Source organism: Peptoclostridium sp. AF21-18 (assembly GCF_003478825.1).
Classification (GTDB): Bacteria; Bacillota; Clostridia; order Peptostreptococcales; family Peptostreptococcaceae; genus Peptacetobacter.
In genome coordinates this window covers 1-1,278 of record NZ_QUGE01000052.1, presented here as the reverse complement: position 1 = coordinate 1,278, position 1,278 = coordinate 1, and the positions used below count along the sequence as shown (strand labels likewise).

The window sequence follows — 1,278 nt, the reverse complement described above, 5'->3', positions numbered from 1 at the left end:
ATTTTTTCTGATAAATGCTTGTTTTTCATCATACCTTGTACGTTTAAATCTTCAACTACTATAGCTTTTGGATTTAGTTTTACAAGTTTTGTAGTCGCTTGATGAATATTATTAAGTCTTACATTTGATATTCTTTGATGTTGTTTAAGAATTAAAGTTTCAAGTTTTAGTAGATTTTTAGATTTATCAGATGATTTGGTTTTCATCATCTTGTCATAATGTCTACTCGCTTTTTTCTGAAGTCTTTTCAATTTCTTCTTTTCCTTTTTAGTACTAACTCTATTAAAATTCATACCATTTGAACAAGTCATCAATGTTTTTATTCCCATATCAATTCCTATAGGTTCTGTCTTTGGAAGATTATTTTCTTCATCTTCTATGATACAAGTAATACTCAACCAAAACTTAATTCCATCAAATGATACTTTTGGATTTACATATTTACAATTTCTAGGAATTCTATTCTCTGCCATATCCATCCAACCTATAGAAGCAATTCTAACTTTATAATCATCAAACTTTATTCTATACACATCATTATAGAAACTTTTCTTTGATTTCTTTTTACTCTTAAATCTTGGATGTTTAGCTTTTTTCTTGAAGAATTTTTTATATGCTTTGCATAAATCTTTTATGGCTTGTTTTGTAACATTGTTGTTTATTTCGTTAAGCCACTTAAATTCTTCTTTCTTTTTCAACTGTGTAAATTCTTTCCTTAAATCCATATCAGAAATAAATTTTCCACCTTTTTCATAGTTTTCCTTTTCCTTAGCCAATGCCCAGTTATATGCAAATCTTGCACATCCAAAGCTTTTAAACATCAATTCCTTTTGTTCTTTGTTAGGAAATATTTGAACTTTAAATCCTTTTTCCATATACTCACCGCCTTTCTAATAATATTTCTTTTTACTATTATCATAGACGGTAAATATTTCTTTTATACAAGTTTTTGAAAAAATTTTATAATTTTTTATAAGTAATTTATTCAGTTTTATAGATTTTATTATTTACCATACAACGCTACTTGTATGATGCCATTTCGCTCACGCTAATGACCTCGACTTTTCAGATACGAGCGTAGACTATTTCTTCACCTACAGCATTACCTGTTTAGGGCAACCCATTTCCACTACCAATAGCTTGTAGTGTACTCCCTTGCGGGATAGTCGTTTGACCTTCCTATTTCTAGGCTTGGCGACCAAAGATCCATTGTAACAATACTTAGGCTCTCGCCATATATCATCTCAACTGTTGTTTCCGAATTTCTTCACATTCATA

At 29.3% G+C, this 1,278-nt stretch carries 1 protein-coding gene; it reads right to left on the bottom strand.

Features of this window, described 5'->3' with window-relative positions; all coding sequences use genetic code 11:
- The coding region (locus tag DWX74_RS10890) for an RNA-guided endonuclease InsQ/TnpB family protein (protein WP_147382065.1) at window positions 1–875 on the bottom strand (875 nt) is incomplete at its 3' end.
- Window positions 876–1,278 lie beyond the last annotated feature (403 nt).